This is a genomic window from Streptosporangiales bacterium, assembly GCA_009379825.1.
Lineage (GTDB): Bacteria > Actinomycetota > Actinomycetes > Streptosporangiales > WHST01 > WHST01.
This window is the reverse complement of the sequence record WHTA01000014.1, coordinates 67,464-89,823: the sequence shown is the minus strand read 5'-3', so window position 1 is coordinate 89,823 and position 22,360 is coordinate 67,464. Positions and strand designations below refer to the sequence as shown.

The following is a 22,360-nucleotide window of genomic DNA, read 5'->3' as shown; positions in this document are numbered from 1 at the left end:
CCGCACCGACCTGCGGGTCGGCTATCTCGGCGGCCTCGGCCGCAGCGGCACGACGTTGCTTGCGCGGCTGCTCGGCAGCCTGCCGGGTGTTTGCGACGTCGGCGAGCTTTGCCACCTGTGGGAACGCGGTGTCGTCGCGGACGAACGGTGTGGCTGCGGCCGCGCGTTCCACGACTGCCCGTTCTGGCAGGCGGTCGGCGAACGCGCCTTCGGCGGCTGGCAGCACGTCGACGTCACGCGGATCGGCTACCTGCGCTCCCAGGTCGACCGGGCCAGGCACGTGCCCAAGCTCGCCCGACCGCCGCGCACCACGCGTCGGCTGCTCATCGACTACCTGCGGGTGCACGAGCAGCTCTACGCGGCGATCAGTGAAATCTCCGGCTGCGACCTCGTCCTCGACTCGAGCAAACACGGCTCGCTGGCGTTCTGTCTGCACCACGCGCGCGAGCTCGACCTGCGGATCGTGCACTGCGTGCGGGACAGCAGAGCGGTCGCGTACTCCTGGCAGCGCACGGTGCAACGCCCGGAGGCCGCGCAGCCGTCGGTGATGCCGGTGTACTCGCCGCTGCGGTCCGCCGCGCTGTGGACGTTGGAGAACGGGCTGATCGAGGCGCTCGGCCGCCGCGGCAACCCGGTACACCTGCTGCGCTACGAGGACCTGGTCGACGACCCGATGGCCGCACTGCGCGCGGTGTGCCGCTTCCTCGACTGCCCGGAACCGCCGCCCGGTCTGGTCAGCGACCACACTGCGCACCTCGCCGCGTCGCACTCCGTGTCCGGCAACCCGATGCGGTTCCTCGACGGTGCCGTCTCCATCACTCCCGACGAAGCTTGGCGGCGCGAGCGTTCGTCCGCCGCGACCCGGCTGGTCTCCGCGCTCACCCTCCCGCTGCGCCTGAAGTACGGATACACCTGACATGCCCGCCGAGCTGCCCGCCGTCACGGTCGTCGTACCCACGAAGGACCGGCCGGAGCTGCTCCGCCGCGCCGTCGACGCAATCCGCGCCCAGGACTACGGCGGCGACGTGCAGACCCTGGTCGTCTACGACGGGACGGACCCCGACCTCACGCTGGCACGCGACGGCGACCGCCCGGTCGTGGTGCTCACCAACACCAGGCAGCCGGGCCTGGCCGGCGCAAGGAACACCGGCATCGTGCTCTGTGGCAGCGAGCTCGTCGCGTTCTGCGACGACGACGACGCGTGGCTGCCGGACAAGCTCGGTACCCAGGTACCCGCCCTGCTCGACGCGCCTGAAACCGCGCTGGTCACCTGCGGCATGCGCGTCGAGTACGACGACAGGAGCGTCGACCGCGCGTCCGCCGGTGACTGGGTGACGCTCGACGACCTGCTCCGCGACCGCCACGCCGAGCTGCACTCGTCGTCGTTCGTGTTCCGGCGCGAACAGCTGCTCGGGCTCGGCATGGTGAACGAGGACGTACCCGGCAGCTTCGGCGAGGACTACGACCTGCTGCTGCGTACGGCTCGGCAGGGCCGGATCCGCAACGTACCTGCGGTGCACCTGTGCGTGCGCTGGCACCGGGCGTCGCACTTCGTCCGCCGGTGGCAGACCATGGGCGAAGCGTTGCGGTGGTTCCTGCAGGAGTACCCGGAGTTCGACCGGGCGCGGACCGGCGCGGCCAGGATCAGCGGCCAGATCGCGTTCGCAAGCGCCGCCCAGGGACACCGCAGCGACGCGCTGCGGTGGGCCGCCCACACGGTGCGCCGCAACCCCGGCGAGGCACGCGCCTACCTGGCGCTCGCCGTCGCGTCCGGCGCGCTCCGCCCCGACACCCTGCTCGCCTACCTGCACCGGCACGGCCGCAGCATCTGACCGTCTTGCGTAACAAATTCATTTCCACCATGCAGTTCCTGGCACCGCGCATGATCATTTCGACCAGAGCCTAAAGTCCCTACTTCCCGGACCCCTGGTCCTGCTTCGAGAACGCTGTTTCGGCAACGTGCCGTAGTGGTTTCACAGGCACGTTCTCGTTGGTAGAAGCCGCGTCACGATCCGTTCGACCAATGCGGAATTTTCCCCGGTTCGATTCTTGTAAATGCGGGTTGTGACATCGTCTGCCCATTGACCGCTGATGTCGACATGCCGGGAATCGCTCAGCGCTAAAGAACGATTACTTGGAGCTCTCTAGGGGACGAGAGGAGCCATGCGTGTCAGTCGTCGACAACACAGCGGAAGCAGCTGCCGCCGAACGCACAGAACCCACCGCAGCCGTACAGAACGTCCAACGCTGGCAACACGACTACCAGCGCCGGATCGGCTACACCGACCTGGTCGCAGGCGCGGTGATCGCCGCGCTGGCGTTCTGGGCACGGTTCGGTGACATGTCCGAGTACGGCGCCGTGCCGTACCTGATCTCTACTGTGTTACTACCGTTCTGCTGGGTCCTGCTACTCGCCGCCGTCCGTGCGTACGAACCGCGGTTCCTGTTCGTCGGCACGGAGGAGTTCCGCCGGGTCGTGGTCGCCGGCGGCACCCTGCTCGTCTTCATCGCGCTCATCTCGTATGCCGGCAAGTTCGAGGTCGCCCGCGGCTGGGTGCTGCTCACTGTGCCACCGCTCACCGTGGGCACGCTGCTGGTCCGTTACGCCTGGCGCAAGCACCTGCACCGGCGGCGGGCGAGGCGGGGACAGTACATGCACCGCACGATCGTCGTCGGCTACCAGCGAGCGACGGCGAACCTGTACCGGACCCTGCAGAACAACCACTACCACGGGCTGAGGGTCGTCGGTGCCTGCCTGCCACCGGCGGGGCTCGCCGCGTCGGACGGCATCATCGCCGACTGCGGCATCCCCATCCTGGGCGCGTTCGACGACGTGCCCGCCGCGGTGAGCAGGTCGGGCGCCGACGTCGTCGTGGTGCTCGGCTGCCCCGAGCTCGACGGTCCGGCAATGCGCCGGCTCGCCTGGGGACTCGAGGAGTCGGGCACCGACCTGCTGGTGGCGCCGGTGCTCCTCGAGGTAGCGGGCCCACGGGTCAGCGTGCGACCGGTCGCCGACCTACCGCTCATGCACGTGGAGCACATCGAGCTCACCCGGTGGCGCTGGGTGCTCAAGTCGGCCTTCGACCGGCTGGGCGCGGCACTGCTGCTGGTGCTCGCCGCGCCGCTCATGCTGGCCATCGCCGGCGCCGTCAAGCTCACCGACGGCGGACCGGTCGTCTTCCGCCAGGAACGGGTCGGCCTCCGCGGCGGCCGGTTCGAGATGTACAAGTTCCGCAGCATGCGCGTCGACGCCGAGGACATGCTCGACGACCTCCTCACCTCCAGCGACTCAGGCAGCGTCCTGTTCAAGATGCGCGCGGATCCGCGGGTCACGAAGGTCGGTCGGTTGCTGCGGCGGCTGTCCCTGGACGAGCTGCCGCAGCTGGTCAACGTACTGCGCGGCGAGATGTCGCTGGTCGGCCCACGCCCACCGCTGCCCCGCGAGGTCGAGCAGTACGAGTGGGAGGTACACCGACGGTTCGCCGTACGTCCTGGCATCACCGGACTCTGGCAGGTCAGCGGACGGTCCGACCTCGAGTGGAACGAGGCGGTACGACTGGACATCCGCTACGTCGAGCAGTGGTCGCTGTTGCTCGACATCCTCATCATCTGCCGCACCGTCGGCGCAGTGCTGCGCAGGTCGGGGGCGTACTGATGACCATCACGACAGACACCTCGACGCCACGAGTACGGCAGCCGGACACCGCCTCGCTCGTCGCGGCGGCACAGGACGGCGACCACCAGGCGTGGCGCACGCTGGTCGACCGTTACGCGCGGCTGGTCTGGTCGATCACCCGTGACTTCAGGATCAGCGACAGCGACGCAGCAGACGTGGCACAGACGACCTGGCTGCGGCTGTTCGAACACATCCACCGCATCGACCCGGAGCGCGTCGCCCCCTGGCTCGCGACTACAGCCAGGCGGGAGTGCCTGCGGGTGCTCGCGCAGCGGAAGCGGATGCTGCTCACCTACGAGGACGACTCCTTCACCGAGATCGCCGACGGCAGCGCCGCCGTCGACGAGTCGTTGCTCAGCCACGAACGCGCACAGGCGGTGCGCCGTGCGATGGCCGGCCTGCCGGAACGCTGGCAGCAGCTGCTGCACCTGTCCATGGCCGACCCGCCGGTGCCGTACGCGGAGATCTCGGCGACCCTGGACATGCCGATCGGCAGCATCGGGCCGCTCCGCGCGCGTTCCCTGGCCAAGTTGCGCAAGCTGCTCGACTACTGAGCCGCTGCCCGCCGAGGTCCGGTCAGTCGCCCGTCGACGAACCGGACTTCGGCGTGTGCACACTGCCTTCGTCCTGCCGGTACGGCGCCGCGCGCCAGCTGGACCACGGGACCCGGGTGCCCTGGTCACCGACCGCGAACTGCCACGGACCCCGGTACCTGTTGGCGAAGAACCTGTTGTCCTGCTCGAAGACGATCCGCTCCTGGATGACGTCGTTGCGGTACGGCGACCAGGCGGGATAGGTGCCCCAGTTGGCGAAGACACCGTTGTACCCGCACCCGGTGTCCGCCGTGCAGGTGTTCCCGACGGCTCGCCGGGTTAGCCGGAAGTCGTTGTCGTGGACCCGTACGTTCTGCGTCTTCCACCGGCAGTCGTCGTAGTACGGCTTCTTCCTGATGTTCTTGCGGTTGCAGGTCTCCGCGGTCACGGTGTCGGGGTTCACCAAGGTGCTCGAGCCGGTGCTCGTGTTCGCCGGCGATCCGACGAACCGGTCCGCGTTCTCCCAGAGGATGACGCCGGACCAGTTGTCGAGGAACAGGTTCCCCGTGATCTCGAAGGCGGCCGAGTGCCGGGTCTTCACCCGGGAGTCGCTGCCCGCTTCTGAGAGGTAGATGGCGCCGGTGGGGAAGCTCGCGCTCTCCTTGCCCTTCACCCGGCCGTTGCGTGCGAACGTGTTGTACCTGATCGCCGCGTTGTAACTGGCCTCGTAGAAGACGCCTTCGGCGTCGTTGTGCGCGATGTAGTTGCGTTCGATGGTGAACCCGGCGTTGTTGGTGTCGGCCCACAGTCCGGCGCCACGGTTGTCGTGCACCCAGTTGGCCCGTACGTCTGCGCCGGTCACCTCCCAGAACTTCCCGCCGCCGGAGCACCCGCACCCTGGCCGGCGTCGTTCCCAGTCGTCGGTGTTGTTCCCTACGACCTCGTTGCCGGCGAGCGTCAGCTGCCGGACACCGTCCGGGTGGTACGCGCTGAACCCGTACTGCCCGTTGTCGCTGAGGCAGTTGCCGCGCAGCACGTTGCGGCTGCCGAGCATCACGCCGGCACCTGCGTTCCTGCGCACGGTGTTGTCCCTGATCGTCCAACCCGGCGCGGCATCGTGGTTGACGACGCCCTCGTCGTTGTTGCTCGCCGATGCGCCGAAGTTCTGCACGGTGAGATGGGCGACGGTGACCGCGCTGGCGCTACCGGTGAACGCGTAGCTGTTCCGCCGCTGCCCGTCGAGCACCGCACCGGGCGCACCGATGTACGTGTCGCCGTCCTCCGGCTCGATCTGGTCGAACTTCCCGGTGCCGAGCTTGTGCACTCCGGTTTCCAGCCAGAACGTCGTACCCGGCGGGTGCGCGCCCGCTACGTCGTCGAGCGGTTCGTCGGTGCCGACGGTGACGGCGCCCGCCGGCGGCCGTCGCGGGCCGTCGAGCGCGTCCCGGTTCCCGCAGACACGTGCCAGCGGCTGCGCGGGTGGCGTCGTGGGATCGCTGGCGGTCGGCCTCGCCGCCTTCCCGCCGTCGTCGGGCGTCCGAACGGCCCCGAGCAGCACGACGCCGAGCGCGACGGCCAGCACCGCCACGAGCACCACGATCCGCGAACGTATGGTCATCGCCCACCCCGACTCCGGAACACCGGATGCTCGATAGCGAACCGGAGGATCCTGACCAGCTCTTCGGCATTGTCCTCCGGACGGAACCTGCGCTCGTACGTGGCGGCCGCGTTTGCCCCGTAGCCGGCGTAGCGGTCCGGGTGCGTGTCGATGTCGGCGAGCACCCGCGCCAGGTCGGCCGGGTCGCCGGGACGGTACAGCGCGCCGTCGACACCGGGCGTGATGAGCTCGGGGAACGAGCCGTGCGCGGGAGCGACCGGCGGTGTCCGCACGGCCATCGCCTCGACCGCGACGAGACCGAAGGTCTCCTCCCACTGCGACGGCAGGATCGCCGCCCTGGCCTGCGCCAGCAGCCGCAGGCACTCGGCGCGGTCGGTCAACCCGACGACGTCCACGTCACGCCGACCGACCGCCCACCGCTCGACGTCACCGGCGAGTGGTCCACCACCGACGATGCACAGCCGCAGACCGCCGTCGCCGGCAGCCGCACGGTAGCGGTCCCAGGCGGCGAGGAGCAGCGGCACGCCCTTCGCCTCGTCCAGCCTGCCGGCGTAGAGCACCATCGGCTGCTTGGCCACCGCGGGGACGGTGTCCATCCGCGGCACGAAGTTCGCCTTGACGAAGCACCGCTCCCGCGGTGCGCGTAACTCGGTCAACAGCTGCCGTTGCGAGGCGGAGATGAAGATGTACGCGGAGACCAGCCGCCGCCAGGCGGAGCGGTTCACCATCCCGCTCACCACGACCGGGGTGGTGGCTGCAACCGAGTTCCGGTAGCAGCGGTGCACGAGCGCGGCGACGGGTGAGCCGTTCGCGCAGCGATGGCACACCTGGCCTGCCCGGTAGAAGTCACCGCTCGCGCACAGCGTCTTGTAGTTGTGCAGTGTGGCCACCACGGGTACCCGGGCCGTACGGCACGCGGTGAGGACCGACGGGCTCAGCAACGGGAAGGTGTTGTGTACGTGCACCACGTCGGGGCGGAAGCCGCGCAGTGCCTCGCCAAGCGCCGTGCGGGTCGCCGGGTTCCACACCACCCGCGCCGGCAACGACGCCTTCTGCCACACCGACCAGTCGTCGATCTCGTCGCTCTCGCGCTCGAAGTGTGCGACCTGGTGCCCCGCGTTCTCGAGTAGCCGGCTCTCCTGGTCGACCACCCGGTTCTCACCGCTCGGCGCCGCCGACCGGTACCTGTTGTGCACGACCATGACCTTCATGCCCGCCTCCACGGCGAGACGGGCCGCATCACCAGCGATGCCGCGAGGCTGAGCTCGAGCAGGTACGCGGACGCGTCGCTGAGCCCGGTCTCGGTGAACGAGGCGACGCTGCAGTACGTCACGAGGAAAAGCGCAAGGGCACGGCGTGGGCCCTGCGGACGCACGGTCGCCGCGATGGCGATGACGAGCACGAGCGCGACGCTCAACCCGACGCCGAGCAACCCGAGATCCCGGAACGTCGCCAGCCAGTTGCTGTCGATCGGCAACCCGTCGAACGACTTGTTCGACAGCCCGAACCCCACGAGCGCCTCCACCACCGTCCGCGGCTCGTCGAGGATCGCCGTCCAGACCTTCGTCCGGCCGGTCAGCTCGCCGAGCTCGTTGGTGCTCTGGCCCCGCGCCAGCCACGCCGTGATGACCGACGACACGGTGGACGCCGCGAGCGTCGCGACCACGACCGCGATGGCGAACGCCCGACGCACCCGGGTGTGTGCGGTGAACAGACTGACGCCGGCCACGACCACGCCGGCGATCACGGCGAACAGCGCAGTCCGGGTCTGCGTCAGCAACATGATCGTCGTCGCCAGGACCACGGCCGTCAACGCCGGCGCACGCCGCAGAACACCCGTCATCCACAGCACGGCCGAAAGTCCCGCGGCGACCGCCGCGTAGTGAGCCACCTGGGTCCAGGGAATCGGCCAGAGCACGCCGGCGAGCCGATTCTGCTCGAACGCCATCCCACCGGCCAGGACGGCGCCGAGGACGACGGAGCCGAGCACCACCCACAGCGCGGTCAGGTGCGCGCGCACGAGGAGCAGGTCGCGCCTCCCCCACCACGGCGACAGCAACCAGAGCACGGCCACGAACGTCGCCAGCCGCCCGGTGCGGAACAGCGCGCCGAAGACGAACTCCGCGCGGAGACTGGTGAGCAGGGCGAGCAGCGGCAGAGCACTGAGCACCAGCAGGTAGACGTTGGCCCGCACCGCCACCGGGCGGTTCACCGATAGCGCGAGCGCCATCGCCGCGACCAGTGCCCCCTGGGTGAGCATCGTGCCGACGATCCCGGGCAGCGGGAGCAGCCGCGGCATCTCGTCGTAGAACGTCAGCACGTTCAGGACCAACAGCGCCCAGATCAGCGCCACCCGCCGGCTGGTACTGCGCCAGCGCCGCAACTCGACCTGCCCGGGGTCGAGGAGCGTGGGCTCGAACGCTGTCGTGCTCGTCATCGGACGGTCGTCCGCAGTATCCGCGCGACGGTGGGTTCGGCCGCCGCGTCACCGGGGATGCCGGCGGTCTCGTCGGTCCGGTCGCCACGCAGCACGACGGTCGAGTCGAGCCGCACGCCGGCGAGGGTCAGCAGCTCGGAGGTGGTACGCAACCTGGTCGCCGTGCAGGCGCCTGCGGACACCACGGCCACGGCCTCGTCCGCCCAGGTGCTCAGGTGGTCCAGGCCTTGCAGCAACGAGACGTCGGTGAATACGATGATCGTGTCGGCTTCGTCCCAGGCCGCGAGCAGCTCCGCCGGCAGCTCCTCGGTGGGCGAGCCTTCACCGCTCACCGACAGGCCTTCAGGTGGTCGTTCCGCGCTGTCCGGCACGAAGACGTCGATGCCCGTCGCGTGCTCGAGCTCGCCGGCCAACCAGCCGCCGCTGGAGAGATCGGCAGCCAGCACCCTGGTGTCGGCGTCGGCCAACGTCCGGAGCACTTCCGCCGTCAGCCAGGCCACCGTGCGTTCGTCGCTCAAGGCGACGATGGACAGCGCAGGGTCCCCACCGGGAGAGCCCCCGAGCAGCCGGCGAACGTGCCGCGCAACGCCCTGTACCTCCAGCTCCACGCGGGCCCGGTGCGACCGGTTGAGCCGCGCGGGCAGCAGCCCACGCCGGCGGCCGATGGAGGACAGGTTCACGGCGACCGGCGCGCCAAGCGCGTCCGCGATCAGCTGGCGCCGCCAGACCCGGTCGGAGACGAGCGCGCGCAGGATCACCAGGCCGAGCCCGACCACCAGCCCACCGGCGATACCGGTGGCCACGTCGAGCACCACGGTCTTCAGCTTCGACCTCGGTGTCAACGCAGCCTGGTCGAGGATGCGGCTGCTGCTCACCAGCACGCGGGCAGCCCGCTGGTCTTCCACCCGTCCGCGCATCTGGGCAACCCGGTCTTCAAGTCGCCCGAGCCTGGCTTCCGTGGCCACGTCGGGCTCCTCCTGCTGCCGCTCGATGCGTTCCTGCAGCGCGGTCAAGTCGCCCTGCGCGGCGGAAAGTTGCGCCTTCATCGGCCGCAGGTGTGCCTTCACCTGCTCGACGCGGAACTCGAGGAACGTGTTCGCGATGGTGCTGGCGAGCAGCTTCGCTTCCGCACCCGTCGGTGCCCGTACGTAGATCTCCACGATGCGGTCGGTCACCTGTGCCACGTCGTACTGCTCGAGCAGCTCGTCGGGCGACTCCTCCAGGCCGAGCTGCTCGACCACCCGCGACGCGACCGTGCGCGTGGTCACCAGCTTGACGTCCGTTGCCATCGCCTGCAGCGTGTCGACGCCTTCGCGGTGGGAAAGGAGCAGCCTCGTGGTGGCCTCGCTCGGCGGCGGCAACACGACCGGCACCAGCGAACCGACGAGCAGACCGAGGAGCGCGATCGCGACCCACAGCCGCACGTGCCGGCGTACCGCGTCCCAGACGTACCGGAGCGTCACCAACCCGTCCGGCAGGTAGCCGACCGGTGGCTCGACGGCGGTCTCGTCCTCCCCGACCCAGTCGAGGTCCGCGGCCGACCTGTCGACGCCCCACCGGTCACTCACCGTCGGATCCCCCTGACCACCCCGGGCAGTATCGTCGCCGTGCTCGATGCCGCGTACCGTCTGGTGTGCGGCGCCCTGCCGGTCGTGCGGTCGGTGGGGTCGGGGTCGGCGACCAGGAGCCCGTCGACGGTGCGGCCGCTGTCGGCCGCCGCCACCGCGATCCTGGCCAGCTCCTCCGCCGTCACCCGCCCGGCGGTCAACGCCACTACCGTCGAGCTGCCGTCATCCGGGTCGACGAACCGCGGGCGTTCCCTGCCGACGACGACGACGCGCAACCGCAACGCAGGTTCCGTCCGCGCGAGCGCGTCGTGCGGCGTGGTAGCGGTCTCTCCGGTACGCAGCCGCGGACCGTCCCACACCGCGAGCACCGCGGGTTCGACGGCGACCAGCGACGCCACCGCCTCGTGCTTGGTCTGCACGACGAGCTCGGTCGCCACACCGATCGACGAGGCGAACGCGGCGATCTGCGGGCCCACGGCGAGCGCGCGCGGGTCCTCGACGAACGACACGACAGTGACGGCGACCGGCTCGTCACCGCCGACGCCGAAGTGGCGCAGCATCTTGCGCAGGTTCCACGCGTCGACGGCGCTCGGCCGGTAGCGCTCGAACAGCTCCGCCCACCCGGCGACGTCCGTCGCCCGCCGGGTCAGCAACGAGGCGAGTACAGGGATGCCGACCGCGTCCGCGATGTCGTCGCGGAACCGCAGCCGCCGATCGCCGCGCGCCGCGACGAGCACCGTGATGACCATGAGCAGGGTCACCGCTGCCGCGCCCACCGCACCGTAGATCGCCAGGTGGATGAAGACGTTGCCACCGGTGGTGGTCGTCGCGGGTTCGAGTATCCGCGCGTCGACGCGCTGCGCCGATCCCTTCGGCAGGCTGTGTCGGCTCTCGGTGACGTAGCCGACGTAGGCCCCCGCGACCGCGTTGGCGAGCTGCCTGGCCTGTTTCGGCGACGTGCCGGCCGCCTCGATCTCCAGGATCTCCTGCGTGACGGCGGTGACGCGCACCCGCTTCTTGACGACCGTGGACCGCAGCGGTGGCTGCACCTGCCGACCGGCGCTGTCCAGGATGGGTGTGCTGTTCGCGACCAGCACCTGCGTCTGGATGTCGCGCTCAGGCGCGACACCGTCCTTCCCAGGTTCCGGTGGCGCCAGCACGACGAGCGCCTTGCCGGTGGGCATGGCGGGGAACACCGCGGCGAGCACCAGCCCGCAGCAGAGACCGAGCAGAGCGAGCAGCACGATCAGCTTCCGCTTCCGGCGCAGCGCGGCCCACGACCTGCTGAGGTCCAGCTGTTGGCTGCTCATCGGACGTCTCCGTACACCCGAACGACGGTGCGTAGCGGGTCGGCGGGCAGCCGGAGGCTGGTACCGAGCAAGGTGTACGTCGGCACCCGCTCCCCGAAGCTCGGTGAGTACCAGCCGAGGATCGGCTCGGTCTCACCGCGGTGCAACGACCACGACAGCCGTTCTGGTAGCTCGACGGTGGCGCCGTTGCCGCCGCCGTCCACAGCGGTCCAGCTCAACGTGGCCGTGCTGCCGCGCAATGACACGTCGACGGCCGGCCCCAGGTGGTACGCCATCCGGATCGCCGGCGGCGAGCCGTCGACGTCGAAGTGGTCGCCGACCTCGAGGACGCGTCGCTCGCGGTCCAGCACGACCGTACGGCGGTGCCCGGTGCCCGTAGACAGCGTCCAGTAGCCGGTGTGCTCGGCGCACCACCGCACCCGGCTGGCATGCGAGCCGACGGCGACGTCGAGACTGCTGCCGTCGACGGGCTGCGACCAGAGGAACGGGCCGCCGGCGATCGACTGGTCCCGCCAGCCGAGCTCCACGGTGTTGTGCGCGATCGTGCTCCTGAAGTAGCTACGCCACCGCGGTTGGTCGTGGTAGCAGTACGTGCCGGGGTCGGCGAGCACGTCGATCCCGCCGACCCGCAGCTCGATCGAGAGCGCGTCGGCGTGTGCGTGCGCCGCGATGCCGAGGAAGCCGTGCGGTCCGCCGTCGCACCTGCACCAGATCTCCGCACGCTCGGGATCGTTCGTCCGCAGCAGGGTGAGCCCGGCGTCGGCGAAGTGGTCCGCGCGGCGCACGGGCCGCCGTGCTGCCGCCACCGGCGGCCGCGCCGTCAGGCTGCACACCAGGTCGCTGACGAGGTCAGGTCGGCTGCACGGCCACCACGGAAGCGCGCCGACGACGGCTGACCCGAGGGTGAGCAGCGCCGACCAGTCGTCCGACTCCGCCCGCGGCTCGAGCAACAGTGCGCGCCCGTCGTCGCCGTCGCCCTGCCGCGGCGCACGACAGGTCTCGTCGACGACGGCCGCCGCAGTGTCGAACATGGCTGTGAGCCTGGTCCAAGTCTCTGCGTCCACCGGTGCGCCGGCGGCGTCCGCCTCGACCGCCGCGAGCACGCCGAGCTCCGTGACGAGCCGGTGGTACTCGGTCGCCAGCTCGCGGTTCAGGCCGTCGGCGAAGGTGTTGTTCGCCAGCTCCCGCTGCAGCAACGAAGTAGCGTCTGCGCGCCAGCCGGCACTCGCGGAGAACCAGGGGAACGCACAGCTCGCCGCGAGCAGACCGGCGGCCTCCGCGATCACGTGGTTGTTCGCGGACGTGCCGCGGCTGCGGAACGCCGCAAGATAGCGCTGGTGCCAGTACAGCTGCTGTAACGCCGCATCGTTGAGCTCGAACAGCTCGGTGACCCGCGGCCACCCGTCGAGCAGCCGCCTGATCCAGACCCAGCTGAGCAGCCGGATGCCGACCTCGATCCCGCTCGTCCAGTGCACCCCACGCAGGAACGGGTTCGCCTGCCACCACGACGTGAGGTGGTCGTGCACCCGTTCCGCGTACGTGTCGTCACCGGTGAGGTAGTACGCGGCCGCCAGCTGGGTGAGGTACTGGTGCCTGGAGAGCTCCCATACCTGCTTGACGTTGCCCACCTCGTCGACCGACCGTTGGTTGATCGTGTAGCTGTGCCTGGTGGGATCGCTGCGTCGCCCGGTGATCGGGTCGAGGAACCAGTCGGGCTGCCGGAGGTCCAGCCGCCACACCCCGAGTACGTACAGCCGGCCGGCGAGCAGCTCGTCCGCCGCGGTCACGACCGTCTTCGCCACGTCGGTGGGCACTCTGTCGGCGGCGTTCGCGGGCAGCGTCGCGGTGAACCGCGGGTCGGCGACCGCCGGCGGTCGGGACCTCGACCTGCCGGCGTGCAGTGGCCGTGCCGACCAGCCGACGTGCAACGCGAGGTCGCGAGTCCGCCAGAACACCTCCTGCGGACGCATCCGCTGCAGCCTGCGCACGTACCAGCCGAGCGACTGTCTGCTCATCATGCCTCCGCGACCGCTTCGCACGCTCGCCTACGGCACGTCTCGCGCGGGCGTACCTGCATGCCGAGGCAGCAGGCGCGAGCCGTACCTCCGGTGAGCTCCTCAGCTCCTTCGCTCATACCGACTCCGGGTTGCCGGTGGCGACGCTGCGCTCGACGGCCAGCGTCGCGTTCGTGGTGTCGATCAGCTCGTTCAGGCCGATCGGCATCGGCCCGCCCGTACGAACGGCGTGCAGGAACTGCCGCATCTCCTCGGCCTGGCCCTTGTCGCGCTGGCGGGCCCGCCGCGCCACCCGCTGCCGGCCGTGCCAGCCGGTGGCGCGGCGGAAGTCGTCCAGCCGTGCGCTCCGGCCGCCGGCAGCCGCGTCGAAGGTCTCCTTGGGGAACCTGTTGCTGCCCGCGGTGACGTAGTCGACGACACCCACGGAGCCATCCGCGTAGCGCAGGCTGACGTGCCTGTCGGCACTCTGCGGCCCGGCGACCGCGTAGACCTCGACCGGCCGTTGGTCGAACCACCAACCGAGCGTGTCGATGAAGTGCCCGCCCTCACCGGCGAACCTGCTCCCCTCGCGTTGCTCGTCGGCGTACCAGCTGCCCGCCGTCAGCTCGCCCGCGCTCACCAGGTAGCGCGCTGATCCCGGCGTCCCGCCGGACCCGAACCTGGCGCGCAGCTCGGTGAACAACGGCGAGAAGCGTCGGTTGAACCCGATGAGCAGCCGGTCGTTGCCGGTCTCCGTGACCACGTCGCGGATGCGCTCGACCTCCTCGGTGCCGAGCGCGAGCGGCTTCTCCACGAACACCGGCTTGCCCATACGCAGCGCACGGCAGACCAGGTCGGCGTGCGTGCTGTGGCGCGTGACGACGAAGATCGCGTCGAGCGAGTCGTCGTCGAGCACGGCGGCCGGATCCGACGACGCAGCCGCGAATCCGAACCGGCGCTGAGCATTGACGGCGGACAACGCGGTGCTCGTCGCGACGTGTGCCAGCGTCACGCCTGCGGTGCCGGCAAGCGCCGGCAGCAGTACGCCGGACGCGTAGCTGCCCGCACCGAGGAAGCCGAGCCGCAGCGTGTCGTGGCGCGCCGGCCGCGCGCGGGTCGGGCCGGTCGGGGTGATGTGCCGTGTCTGCTGCGCCGCAACGGGTTCCGCCGCCTGCGGGTACTCGAAGAGGAACCCCACGCCGGTCACCGACTGCGCGCCGAGCCGCTGGTAGACCTCCACCGCCTGCTCGACGGGGAACACCCCGGAGATCAACGACGCCACGTCGATCTGCTCGCGAGCGAGCAGGTCGACGAAGCACTCCAGGTTCCGCCGCTGGGTCCACCGGACGTAGCCGACCGGGTAGTCGACGCCGTCCACCTCGTAGCTCGCATCGTACCTCCCGGGGCCGTACGACCTGGAGAACCTGACGTCGAGCTCCTTGTCGTAGTACGCGTGCCAGGGCAGGTCGAGCCGGCACCTGCCGATGTCGACGACGTGGGCACGGTCGCGCGCCAGCCGCGCGGCGGTCTGCACCGGACCGGCACTGCTGCCCCCGGATGCCAGGAAGACGTGGTCGACACCGATCCCACCCGTCACCTCACGGATCCGCTCGTCGACCGCGTCCACGCCTTCGGCGTCCGGCGCGGCGCAGAGCAGCGCGCCAGCCTTCTCCGCCAACCGGCAACGGTCGGCGACCGGGTCGAGCCCGAAGACACGTATCCCCGAGGCGGTGAGCAGTCGCACCGCGAGCTGACCGACAAGGCCGAGCCCGATGACGCACGCCGACTCACCGAGTTGCGCCTCCGCCCGCCGCACGCCGTGCATCGCGATGGCACCGACGGTGGAGAACGCCGCATGCTCCGGCAGCACCCCGTCGGGCACGGCGACGCACAGGTTCCGCGGCACCCAGTTGTACTCGGCGTGCAGCGCGTACTCGTTGCCCGCCGCGGCGACGAGCTGGCCGACGCTGAACTCCTCGGCACCGCGGCCGACGTCGACGACCACACCGCACAGCGAGTACCCGAGCGGCGTGTACGAGTCGAGCTTCGTCATCACCTTCTTGTACGTCTCGGCCACGCCCTGCCGCGCCACCGCGTCCACGACCTTGCGCACCTGGTCCGGTCGGGCACGCGCCTTGCCGAGCAGCGACAGCTGCGCCTCGCCGACCTTCGTCAGCTCCGTACCGGTCGAGATGAGCGAGTACAGCGAACGGATCAACACGCCACCGGCCGCACAGCTCGGCCGTGGCACGTCCAACACCGTCAGCTCGCCGGTGCGGTAGTTCTGCGCAACCTGCCTCATCACATCCCTCTCCGTGCCGCCGCCACACTCGTCCAGCCCCCGACGCCCATCTCCTGCATGTGTCGGTGCCACAGCTCGAGGCTGAGCAGCTGCCAGATCTGCTTGGCGCGGTCTTCCCTGCCGGTCCGCTCCTGCTCGACCAGGCGTTGCACCGCACCGCGGTCGAGCACCCCGCTCTGCACGAGCTCGCCGGACAGCAGCGTGTCGTCGACCAGCTCGCGTAGCTCGCCCGCCACCCAGGCGCGCAGCGGCGCGCCGAACGACGCCTTCGGCCGGTACACGATCTCGCGCGGCAACCACTGTTGTGCCGCCCGCTTCAACGCGCGCTTGCTCTGCCTGCCGCGGATCTTCTGCGAACCGGGGATGCTGAACGCGGCGCGCGCCACCCGCGGGTCGACGAACGGCACGCGCACCTCGGTCGAGGTGGCCATGCTCGCCCGGTCGGTGTACGCGAGGTTCAGTCCTGGCAGGAACAGCCGGGTGTCGGCGAGGCACATCCGGTTGACGTGGTCGTCGAGCATGTTGTCGTGGTAGATCTGTGCGTGCTCGTCGAGCACACCGCCGACCTCGGCCGCGAGGTCGGGGCCGACCAGGTCGAGCAGCTCCGGCCGGTCGTACATGGTGTAGCTCCTGCGGAACGCCGCCTCCTCGGAGAGCTCGGCGAAGGTCAGGAACCGCTTGGCCCAGCGCGCATAACGCAGACCGCGGTCACCGGCTGCCGCGGGCAGCCGGTCGACCAGCGGCCGCACCACGCCGTTACGTACACCGCCCGGCATCCGCTGGTAGCGCGCCGCGAGCACGCAGGCGAGCTGCTTGCGGTAGCCACCGAAGAGCTCGTCGGCACCCATCCCGGACAGCAGCACCTTGACGCCTGCAGCCCGCGCCGCCTCGCACATCAGCAGGGTGTTCACGGCGGCCGGGTCGCCGATCGGCTCGTCGAGGATGTCCACCATCCGGGGCAGCAGGCGCACGACGTCAGGGGCGAGCTCGATCTCGTGCAGCCGCACACCGAACTCGTTCGCCACCTTGCGGGCGTAGCGGGCGTCGTCAGGCATCGCCTCCCGCCGTTGGTCCTGCGGCCGGAACGTCACCGTGTACGCGTTCAACTCGCCGGCGATGTGCTGTGCGAGCACCGTCACCAGGCTGGAGTCGAGCCCGCCGCTGAGGAAGCTGGCGACCGGCACGTCGGAGACGAGATGCGCCTCCACCGAGTCGTAGATGACCTCGGCGAGGTCCACGGGACGCGTGTGCGCCATCTCGGCGGCCAGGTCCGCGGCCCTGAAGTAGGTATCCTGCCGGCTGGTGCCGTCGGGGAAGAACTCCATCCACGACCCGGCAGGCAGCTTCTGCATTCCGTCGATCGCGCACCGTTGCTCCGGCACCCAGTAGTAGAGCATCGACGCCACCACCGCGCCGGGGTCGACGCGCAGCTCAGGCCCGAGCACCGACACCAACGCCTTGAGCTCGGACGCGAACACCACGCCCTGTCCGCGAGGGAGGTAGAAGAGCGGCTTGATGCCGAACGGGTCCCGCGCCAGCACCAACGATCCGCTGCCGGCGTCGAACAGCGCGAACGCGAACATGCCACGGAACCTCGGCAGTGCCTCGGGTCCCCAGCGCCGCCAGGCCTCGAGCACCACCTCGGTGTCCGAGTCGGTGCGGAAGACGACGCCCGCCGACCGCAGCTCCGCACGCAGCTGGCGGTAGTTGTAGAGCTCACCGTTGTAGGTGATGGTCAGGCCGTGCTTGGTCAGCGGCTGGTCCGCCGCGCTGCTCAGGTCGATGATCGACAGCCGCCGGTGGGCGAGGTGCACGTCGAGATGCGGCTCCTCCACGTTGAACGTGCCGTCGGCGTCCGGGCCGCGGTGCGCCAACCGCTGGTTCATCTCCGCGGCGAGCACACGACCGTCGCGCTGCTGGTAGCTGCCGGCGATGCCACACATCGTCAGTCCCTCACCTGCTCGTAGACCGCCAGGTAGGCCGGACGCTGGTGCTGCCAGGCGAGCACGTCCTCGACCCTTGTACGGCCGAACGCGCCCATCTCCGCGCGCCGCTCGTCGTCGTCGAGTAGCTCGACGATCGCGTCGGCGTAGCTGTCCACCCGCCCCGGTTCGACGTAGACCGCAGCGGCTTCGGCGGACACCCGCGTCTCCTTCAGGTCGAACGCGACGACGGGCAGGCCGAACGCCATGTACTCCATCGTCTTGTTCATCGTCGACACGTCGTTGAGCGGGTTCTTCGGGTCGGGCGACAGCCCGACGTCGGCCGTGGAGAGCACCTCGGCAACCACCCCGTCGGGTGCCCGCCCGGTGAACTCCAGGTGGTCGGTGAGGCCGAGCTCGGCCGCCAGGGCCACCAGCTCGTCGAAACAGTCACCGCTGCCGATGACGGTGAACGCGACATCGTCTCGTCCAAGTGTGTGCACCACGTGCGCTGCGGCTCGCACCACGTTGTCGACGCCGTCCTGCGGGCCCATCACACCGAGGTACGCGACGAGGAACTTGTGGCCACGCCGCACCGGCTCGCTCGGCTCGCCGCGGACGAGCCTGTCAGGGTCCGGCCCCGTACGCACGACCGTGACCTCGTCCGGGCGCTTGCCGCCCCGCGCGATGGCGACCTCGCGGTACGAGTCGTTGGTCGCGATCACGTGGTCGGCCGCGCGGTACGTGGCGCGTTCCAGCGCCCGCAGCGCGCGGTACGGTGCCTTGGCCCCGGTGGGGAACCTGGACTCGTAGAGCTCGGGGCAGAGGTCGTGCTGGTCGAAGACGAACCGGCACCCGTCGAGCAGCCGCAGCAGGATCGCGATCGGCCAGAAGATGTCCGGCGGGTTGCACGCCTGCAGTACGTGCAGCCGACGCCTGCCGCGCACCCGCAGCGCCAGCCACCCCGTCGCGAGGAACGAGTAGGCGTACTCGAGGGCGAACCCGACCGCGCCACCGCCGGGGGCGTACGGCCGGTACTTGTAGAGCGCCACGCCGTCCACGACGGCGTACGACGGGTCGCCGGCGCCCTTGGGGCAGATCACGGAGACCTCGTAGCCGGCGGCGACGAGTGCCTGGCACTCCAGCCACACCCGCCGGTCGAACGGCACCGGCAGGTTCTGCACGATGATGAGCACTCGGCGACGGCCGGCTACCATCCGGTCCCCTGGTATCCGGGCAGTGCCTCGATCCGGTCACCGAGGCGGCCGCTGAGGTCGATGACGCGCCGCGGCGGTTCGGCGACGAGCGCGTCGCGTACGGACTCAGCGGTGGACGACACGATCGCCAGGTCGGCACCGCGCAGTGCGGTGAGCGGGGTGTCGGTCAGGAGGCGTTCCAGGTGCGGCAGCTTCGACTCCAGGTGCCGCCTGTTGGCCCCGACCAGGTCCACCGGGTTCACGATCGAGTCGTAGATACGCAGCTCGTATCCCTTGCCCAGCAACCGTTCTGCCAGCTCGACGTTCGGGCTCTCCCGCACGTCGTCGGTCGCGGACTTGAAGCTCAGCCCGAGTAGGGCGACGACCCGCCCGGACTCCGCGGCCACCCGGTCGACGACGTCGCGCACGACGAGCTCGTTCGAGGCGAGGGTGCCCTGCAGCAGCGGCATGTCTGCGCTGTTCATCCGGGCCAGGTAGAGCAGTGCCCTGAGGTCCTTCGGCAGGCAGGAGCCGCCGAATGCGAACGCCGGCCTGAGGTACGCCTTTGAGACGTTCAACGTGGTGTCTGAGCAGAAGAGCTCCATCATCGCCCTGCCGTCCACGCCGAACGGCCGGAACATCCGCCCCATCTCGTTGGCGAACGACACCTTCACCGCGTGGTACGCGTTGCACGCGTACTTCAGTGCCTCGGCGCACCGCACGTCCACCGCGCGCACCGGCTCACCTACGAACGCGAGCAGCTCGCCGACCGCTGCGGCCACCCGGTCGTCGGCCGTGCCGACCACGACGAACGGCGGGGCATAGAAGTCGGCCAGACCGGTGCCCTCCCGCAGGAACTCCGGGCACATCGCGGTGCCGACCTGCACGTCGCCGCCGGCCGCGAACACCGGCTGCACGACGTTCTCCACCGTGCCAGGTGGCACCGTGGAGCGAATCACCACGCTGTGGAAACCGGACGCCGGCGGCCGGCACACCCGCAGCGCCGCGGCGATGTCGTGCACGGCGTTGCACAGGTGCGCGAGCTCGGTACTCCCCGTCGCGGTGGACGGCGTGCCGACACACACCAGCGACACGTCGGCACCGTCGAGTGCCTCGGCGCAGTCGGTGGTCGCGCGGAGTGTGCCCGCGGCAACCGTGCTGGCGACGAGGTCGTCCAGGCCTGGCTCGACGACGGGACTGTGCCCCGCGTTGATCATGTCGACCTTCAACGGATCGACGTCGACCCCGCACACCTCGTGTCCGCCGGCAGCGAGACATGCCGCAGTCACCGACCCGACGTAACCGACGCCGAAAACGGCAACCTTCATCTGCGACTCCCCATTGTGATGGCCGGGACTTCGGCACAACGTCACCAGTAGAGCGGTGACGACCGCCGCCTGATACAGCGAAATCGGGTGTATCAGGCAGCCGTCTCGGCGATCTGGTGGAAGAGGCGCCAACAGGCGGAAGGCTCGAACACGAGGTGATGCTGTGCGGATCTTGGTCGCCGGTGATCGCGGGTACATCGGCGCGGTTCTCGTGCCGATGCTGCGCACAGCCGGACACGACGTCGACGGACTGGACATCGGGCTCTACGAGAGGTGCGACCTCCTCGACGGGCCGGTGCCGACCACCAGCGCCCCGCGGGACGTCCGAGCGGTGAACGCTGACCTGCTGGCCGGCTACGACGCCGTCATCTGCCTGGCTGCGCTCTCGAACGACCCGCTCGGGCACCTCAACCGCGCCACCACGTTCTCCGTGAACCTCGACGGCACGCTGCAGCTCGCCACCGCTGCGAAGGCCGCCGGAGTGAGCAGGTTCCTGTTCGCCTCCTCCTGCAGCCTCTACGGCACGGCCGGCTCGTCCGCCGTCGCCGAGGACGCACCGATGCACCCGGTGACCCCGTACGGCGAGACGAAGGCCGTCGCGGAAGAGCGGCTCTCCGCCCTCGCCGACGACGACTTCAGCCCCACCTACCTACGCAACGCCACGGCGTACGGCGTCTCCCCGCGGCTGCGTTCCGACATCGTGGTCAACGACCTCACCGGGCTCGCCGTCACCACCGGCGCGATCGAGCTGCTGAGCGACGGCACGCCGTGGCGGCCGCTGGTGCACGTGGCGGACATCAGCCGCAGCTTCCTCGCCATGCTCGAGGCGCCGCGCGAGCTGGTGCACGACAAGGCGTTCAACGTCGGGCGTGCGCAGGACAACGTGCAGGTGCGCGACATCGCGGAGCTCGTGCGCGACGCGGTACCGGGTTCCACCGTCACGTTCAGCTCCGACGCGGCTCCTGACCTGCGGGACTACCGCGTCGACTTCGGCAAGCTCGCCGACACCTTCCCCGAGCTGGAGCTGTCGTGCACCATCCAGGGCGGTATCACCGAGCTGGTGGACGCCTACCTGGCCCACGGGATGACGTACCAGGAGCTGCGGTCGCCCCGGTTCGTGCGGCTCGGGCGGATCCGGCAGCTGCTGCGCCTCGGTCTGCTCGACGAAGAGCTGCGCCGTACCACCGACGACACCTTCCCCGTCCCGGCGGAGGAACTGACCGACGAGGCGGCGCGATGAGCGACATCCTGACCTGCCGGCTGTGCTCCACGCCGCTGCGCACCACCTTCGTCGACCTCGGCATGTCGCCGCCGTGCGAGAGCTACCTGCGGCCGGACCAGCTGGACGACACGGAGGCCTTCTACCCGCTGCACGTGCGGATCTGCGACGAGTGCCTGCTCGTGCAGCTGCCCTCCTATGTCGACGCCGTCGACGTGTTCAGCGACTACGCGTACTTCTCTTCGTACTCCGACAGCTGGGTCGCACACGCGGAGAAGCTGGTGGCGACGATGGTCGACCGCCTCGGCCTCGACGGCGACAGCCGGGTCACCGAGGTGGCAAGCAACGACGGCTACCTGCTGCAGCACGTGGTGGCGCGGGGCATCCCCGCGCTCGGCATCGAGCCCGCAGGCAACATCGCGGCGGTCGCGCGTGAGCGCGGCATCCCGACGGAGAACGTCTTCCTCGGTGCCGACACCGGCGCCGAGCTGGCCACCGCGTACGGCAAGGCCGACCTGGTCATCGGCAACAACGTGTTCGCGCACGTCCCCGACCTGCGCGACTTCGTGGCCGGCCTGCGCGCGCTCGTCGCCGACACCGGTGTGGTCTGCCTGGAGTTCCCGCACCTGCTCCGGCTGATCGAGGGCAGGCAGTACGACACCATCTACCACGAGCACTACTCGTACTTCACCCTGCACACCGCGGCGAGAGCGCTGGCGGGCGGCGACCTGCGCGTCGTCGACGTGGAGGATGTCGCCACCCACGGCGGGTCGTTGCGCGTGCTCGCCCGGCCGACCGCCGCCGCCGGCGAGCCGTCGGACCTGGTGCGCAAGGTGCTCGACGACGAGGCCGACGCCGGCCTGCACTCGGTGGTGGGCCACCTCGGCTTCGCCAACGAGGTGCTGACGGTCAAGACCGACCTGGTCGCACTGCTCGGCTCGGCCGCTCGCGAAGGCAGATCGGTCGCGGGCTACGGCGCTCCTGGCAAGGGCAACACACTGCTCAACCACTGCGGCATCAGGGCGGACCTGCTGCCGTACACCGTCGACCGCAGCCCGTACAAGCACGGCATGTTCCTGCCTGGCACGCACATCCCCGTGTTCCCGCCTGAGCGGTTGGCGGAGACGAAGCCCGAGCTGATCGTGATCCTGCCGTGGAACCTGCGCGAGGAGATCGTGCACCAGCTCGGCTACGCCAGGGAGTGGGGCGCGCGTTTCGTCGTCCCCGTGCCACGGCTCGAAGTCGTTTAGGAGGACC

Annotated in this window: 16 protein-coding genes; 6 read left to right on the top strand and 10 right to left on the bottom strand. The window is 70.1% G+C overall.

Annotated elements, in window-relative coordinates; all coding sequences use genetic code 11:
• The first annotated feature begins 10 nt into the window (after positions 1 to 10).
• From GEV07_10075 to GEV07_10060, 4 genes are all read left to right on the top strand, one after another.
• Positions 11 to 916, top strand: a complete 906-nt coding sequence (locus GEV07_10075) for a sulfotransferase (GenBank protein MQA03045.1) — start codon at positions 11 to 13, stop codon at positions 914 to 916.
• Between the two features lies 1 nt (position 917).
• Entirely contained in the window at positions 918 to 1,832 is a 915-nt protein-coding gene (locus GEV07_10070; GenBank protein ID MQA03044.1) for a glycosyltransferase, read from the top strand.
• Between the two features lie 302 nt (positions 1,833 to 2,134).
• Positions 2,135 to 3,655, top strand: a complete 1,521-nt coding sequence (locus GEV07_10065) for an exopolysaccharide biosynthesis polyprenyl glycosylphosphotransferase (GenBank protein ID MQA03043.1) — start codon at positions 2,135 to 2,137, stop codon at positions 3,653 to 3,655.
• The gene (locus GEV07_10060) at positions 3,655 to 4,230 is read left to right on the top strand and encodes a sigma-70 family RNA polymerase sigma factor (GenBank protein ID MQA03042.1); all 576 of its coding nucleotides are present in this window, start codon (positions 3,655 to 3,657) and stop codon (positions 4,228 to 4,230) included. The genes GEV07_10065 and GEV07_10060 overlap by 1 nt, the downstream gene beginning before the upstream one ends.
• A 22-nt stretch (positions 4,231 to 4,252) precedes the next feature.
• Here GEV07_10060 and GEV07_10055 read toward each other — a convergent pair whose 3' ends face one another.
• From GEV07_10055 to GEV07_10010, 10 genes are all read right to left on the bottom strand, one after another.
• On the bottom strand, positions 4,253 to 5,827 hold the full coding sequence (locus tag GEV07_10055; protein MQA03041.1) for a right-handed parallel beta-helix repeat-containing protein: 1,575 nt from the start codon (positions 5,825 to 5,827) through the stop codon (positions 4,253 to 4,255).
• Complete coding sequence (locus GEV07_10050; protein MQA03040.1) at positions 5,824 to 7,038, bottom strand: glycosyltransferase; 1,215 nt, start codon at positions 7,036 to 7,038, stop codon at positions 5,824 to 5,826. The genes GEV07_10055 and GEV07_10050 overlap by 4 nt, the downstream gene beginning before the upstream one ends.
• Positions 7,035 to 8,264: an O-antigen ligase domain-containing protein gene (locus tag GEV07_10045; protein ID MQA03039.1), complete on the bottom strand. Its 1,230-nt coding sequence runs from the start codon at positions 8,262 to 8,264 to the stop codon at positions 7,035 to 7,037. Before GEV07_10045 ends, GEV07_10050 begins: the two co-directional genes overlap by 4 nt.
• On the bottom strand, positions 8,261 to 9,880 hold the full coding sequence (locus GEV07_10040; protein MQA03038.1) for a hypothetical protein: 1,620 nt from the start codon (positions 9,878 to 9,880) through the stop codon (positions 8,261 to 8,263). The genes GEV07_10045 and GEV07_10040 overlap by 4 nt, the downstream gene beginning before the upstream one ends.
• Positions 9,829 to 11,142, bottom strand: coding sequence for a hypothetical protein (locus GEV07_10035; protein MQA03037.1), 1,314 nt, complete (start codon positions 11,140 to 11,142; stop codon positions 9,829 to 9,831). The genes GEV07_10040 and GEV07_10035 overlap by 52 nt, the downstream gene beginning before the upstream one ends.
• A complete protein-coding gene (locus GEV07_10030) occupies positions 11,139 to 13,157 on the bottom strand; it encodes a heparinase (protein ID MQA03036.1) in 2,019 nt (672 codons plus the stop codon). The genes GEV07_10035 and GEV07_10030 overlap by 4 nt, the downstream gene beginning before the upstream one ends.
• Positions 13,158 to 13,272: 115 nt before the next feature.
• Positions 13,273 to 15,438: a zinc-binding dehydrogenase gene (locus GEV07_10025; protein ID MQA03035.1), complete on the bottom strand. Its 2,166-nt coding sequence runs from the start codon at positions 15,436 to 15,438 to the stop codon at positions 13,273 to 13,275.
• The gene (gene asnB, locus GEV07_10020) at positions 15,438 to 17,381 is read right to left on the bottom strand and encodes an asparagine synthase (glutamine-hydrolyzing) (GenBank protein ID MQA03034.1); all 1,944 of its coding nucleotides are present in this window, start codon (positions 17,379 to 17,381) and stop codon (positions 15,438 to 15,440) included. Before asnB ends, GEV07_10025 begins: the two co-directional genes overlap by 1 nt.
• 2 nt (positions 17,382 to 17,383) lie before the next feature.
• Positions 17,384 to 18,577, bottom strand: a complete 1,194-nt coding sequence (locus GEV07_10015; GenBank protein ID MQA03033.1) for a glycosyltransferase — start codon at positions 18,575 to 18,577, stop codon at positions 17,384 to 17,386.
• A complete protein-coding gene (locus tag GEV07_10010) occupies positions 18,571 to 20,142 on the bottom strand; it encodes a nucleotide sugar dehydrogenase (GenBank protein MQA03032.1) in 1,572 nt (523 codons plus the stop codon). The genes GEV07_10015 and GEV07_10010 overlap by 7 nt, the downstream gene beginning before the upstream one ends.
• Between GEV07_10010 and GEV07_10005 the strand changes: the two genes are divergently transcribed.
• Both GEV07_10005 and GEV07_10000 read left to right on the top strand, forming a co-directional pair.
• On the top strand, positions 20,048 to 21,124 hold the full coding sequence (locus tag GEV07_10005) for an NAD-dependent epimerase/dehydratase family protein (protein ID MQA03031.1): 1,077 nt from the start codon (positions 20,048 to 20,050) through the stop codon (positions 21,122 to 21,124). The two genes, GEV07_10010 and GEV07_10005, sit on opposite strands and share 95 nt — an antisense overlap.
• A gap of 5 nt (positions 21,125 to 21,129) precedes the next feature.
• Complete coding sequence (locus GEV07_10000) at positions 21,130 to 22,353, top strand: methyltransferase domain-containing protein (protein ID MQA03030.1); 1,224 nt, start codon at positions 21,130 to 21,132, stop codon at positions 22,351 to 22,353.
• Positions 22,354 to 22,360: the final 7 nt, after the last annotated feature.